General features: G+C 31.7%; 3 protein-coding genes. All 3 read left to right on the top strand.

Annotation, left to right across the window (positions count from 1 at the left end):
- Nucleotides 1-335: 335 nt before the first annotated feature.
- From LBD57_RS06335 to LBD57_RS06325, 3 genes are read left to right on the top strand one after another with little or no spacing between them, the layout of a single operon-like run.
- Nucleotides 336-1367 carry an asparagine synthase-related protein gene (locus LBD57_RS06335; protein ID WP_373470493.1) on the top strand — a complete coding sequence of 344 codons (1032 nt, stop codon included), beginning with the start codon at nt 336-338 and terminating at the stop codon, nt 1365-1367.
- Nucleotides 1364-2572, top strand: coding sequence for a DUF362 domain-containing protein (locus tag LBD57_RS06330; RefSeq protein WP_373470492.1), 1209 nt, complete (start codon nt 1364-1366; stop codon nt 2570-2572). Before LBD57_RS06335 ends, LBD57_RS06330 begins: the two co-directional genes overlap by 4 nt.
- A 1-nt stretch (nt 2573) precedes the next feature.
- On the top strand, nt 2574-2990 hold the full coding sequence (locus LBD57_RS06325) for a radical SAM protein (RefSeq protein WP_373470491.1): 417 nt from the start codon (nt 2574-2576) through the stop codon (nt 2988-2990).
- Nucleotides 2991-3021: the final 31 nt, after the last annotated feature.

Here is a 3021-nt window from a genome sequence, read left to right as displayed (position 1 = left end):
GATGAGGATATTGATTGTTATATGTGATTGTATATATAAAGAATGGTTTCTTTGTAAAATTAACTGCACAGTATTGGAATTTAATGTGTTATGAGACTGGTATTTCTATTATCTTTTTTGTATACTATGAGAGATGATTTTAATCTATATATGGCAAAGTTTAAAAAGGTTATCAAAATATGAATTTAGCTATAGTTTTGGCCGCTGGTTTAGGGACTAGATTATTACCTATTACAACGTTTGCGGGAAGTGTATTTTAGATTACCAAATTTCAGGATACATTAAAGCAGGCATTCCTGAACAAAACATAATATACATTATAGGATGATTGTGGCATGAAAATAGATAAAGAATATTGTATGAGTTCTTATTTGGCATTTCGATTTGTCCCAGAAAAAAATGTAGGCTGGTCAGAAGAATATATTCCTAAATATCCTGAAGTTGAGCAGGAGAATATAATTCCTATTGAAAACGCGCAAGATATTTCAAATTATTTAAAAACTTTTACCAAACAAAACGTAAATGCAGGCCTTCTTTTAAGTGGGGGTATTGATTCAGCAATAATAGCTTCTTATTGTCCAAAGGGGACTAAAGCATACAGTATAAGATTTAATTCTGATGGTGCCATCGATGAAACTATAATGGCACAAAAATACGCTGATTATTATGGTCTTGATTTGAAAATAGTTGAAGTTTATTGGGAAGATTATGTAAATTTAACACCTATTTTGATAAGAAATAAAAAATCCGGATTACATGTTGTAGAAGTTGCTCTTTACAAAGCAGCGGCAACTGCACGTAAAGATGGAATTAATAAACTTTACTGTGGAAATGGCGCGGACTCAAATTTTGGAGGAATGAGCAAACTTTTACAGAAGGACTGGGATTTTGAGGAGTTTGTACAACGGTATACTTACATTATGCCACAATCTATATTAAAAAATCCTGGTTCAATTATAAATACATACGAAAAGTTTAAACTTGAAGATGGAAAAATAGATTTTATTAGTTTCCTTAGGAATGTTCATGGAATTGGCATAATACAAGCTTTTACAAATGCTTTATCTTTAGCTGGTTGTACAGCTCTTGAGCCGTATGAAAATATGTTACTGAAACGGCCTTTAGATTTGTTTAGGATAAGATCTGGGGAACCCAAATATTTATTAAGAAGATTGTTTTCTAAAAGATATCCAAATTTTGAAATTCCACATAAAATACCTTTTGTAAGACCAATGGACAAATGGCTTAAAGATTACAAAATTCCAGAGAGGAAAGAATTTATTAATAATATTGATAATAAAGTCAATTTGGATGGAGAGCAAAAGTGGTTAATATACTGTTTATCTATTTTACTGGATAATCTATGATAAAAGTAGCTTATACAAATGCAACTAGTTATGAATTGGATACTGTAAAGGAAGCCTTAAAGGTTTTATTCAATTCACTGGGATATGATACGACAAACCCATTAGGCCATATCATAAAACCAGGTATGAGAGTTTTTCTAAAACCAAATTGGGTCGCTTCAAAATGGCGTGAATCATGTAACCACAAAGATGATCTATTTTGCGTAATTACACATCCTAACGTAATAGAAGCTGTTGCAGATTTTGTGGATATAGCCTTAGATGGTTGTGGAATGATTTCAATAGGTGACAATCCTTCAATTGATGCAAACTTTGAAGAACTTTTAATAAATACCAAAATAGAGAGGCTTCGGACTAAATATCGAGTTCCATGTGAAATTCTAGATTTAAGGCCCCTTGTATGCAAAGATTTGCATGATTATGGAGATAAAGAAAAAATGTGTGCTCAGATGGGAGATCCTAGAGGATATACTCAAGTAAATCTTTCTAAGAAATCTTTGTTTAATAAAGTAAACAGTAAATTGTTTCGAGGTGTTTTTAAACAACGGGCTGAAACAATTAAAGCTCATACTGGCAACCGCCAACTCTATACTTTTTCAAACAGCATATATGACGCAGATGTTTTTATTTCATTGCCGAAAATGAAAACACACCACAAATCTGGTACAACTCTTAATCTAAAAGGATTGGTGGGAACAATAGGGCAAAAAAATCAATTAATTCATTGGAGAGTGGGCTTTCCTCTAATTGGAGGCGATGAATACTCAAGTTTTTGGCAATGGGTGAAAGGAACTTTTTTCACTGGAGTAAAATCAAGAGGATCTTGGCATGGGAATGATACAATTTGGAGGATGGTAGTAGATTTGTATAGCGGAATGATACTTAAAAAAAGAGGATACTTTTCTATTGTTGATGGAATTTTAGCAGGAGAAGGCGATGGCCCATTTTGCCCACATAGTAAAAAAGCAAATACCCTTATCGCAGGAGAAGACTTTCTTGCAGTTGATATTGTTACCTCTAAGCTTATGGGATTTAATCCATTAAAAATTCCGTATCTTAATCATTTTATTAAAAACAACTCCAAAATATTAAAAGAAATTGTTGTTTTAAATAAATGCGAAGTAAGAAGTGATTTTCTTTTTAGTGATAATAGTTATCTAAATTTTGTACCCCCTACAAGCTGGAAAATTTTAAAAGGCAATTAAAATGTTCAATACTTTAAAAAAGATTTTGAGAATTACAAAGAAAAATGTGGTACTAGATTATTTGGTTCTTGTTACAGGGCAACAATGTACTCTAATGTGTAAAGATTGCGGTAATTTCTCGCCATTTTTAAGACACCTATTCCCCTTTTATACATATAAGAGTTTGCGTAAAGATTTAGAAATATTAAAACAAATAGTTTCTAAAATAAAACTTTTACAAATTCAAGGAGGGGAATTTTTTATTCATCCAGAAGCACTAGACATTATACGTTACGTTCAGGGACAATCAATAGTTGAAGAAATAGTAATTGCAACAAATGGAACAATTATTCCTTCTGATAAAATCTTAACACAATTACAGCACAAAACCCTCGGGGGGGGGGGGGGGGGGGGGTTTAAAAAAAAAAATAAAAAATAAAAAAATTAATGTTTGGTTAAATAAAATATAA

The organism is Candidatus Endomicrobiellum cubanum, assembly GCF_031278955.1.
In the GTDB taxonomy this organism is placed as follows: Bacteria; Elusimicrobiota; Endomicrobiia; order Endomicrobiales; family Endomicrobiaceae; genus Endomicrobiellum; species Endomicrobiellum cubanum.
The sequence above is the reverse complement of the archived record's forward strand: the minus strand, read 5'-3'. Positions and strand labels throughout refer to the sequence as shown.

Bases quoted from the DNA above. Each gene is read 5' to 3' on its own strand.
- LBD57_RS06335 (WP_373470493.1), top strand. From the start codon at position 336: ATGAAAATAGATAAAGAATATTGTATGAGTTCTTATTTGGCATTTCGA.
- LBD57_RS06330 (WP_373470492.1), top strand. From the start codon at position 1,364: ATGATAAAAGTAGCTTATACAAATGCAACTAGTTATGAATTGGATACT.
- LBD57_RS06325 (WP_373470491.1), top strand. From the start codon at position 2,574: ATGTTCAATACTTTAAAAAAGATTTTGAGAATTACAAAGAAAAATGTG.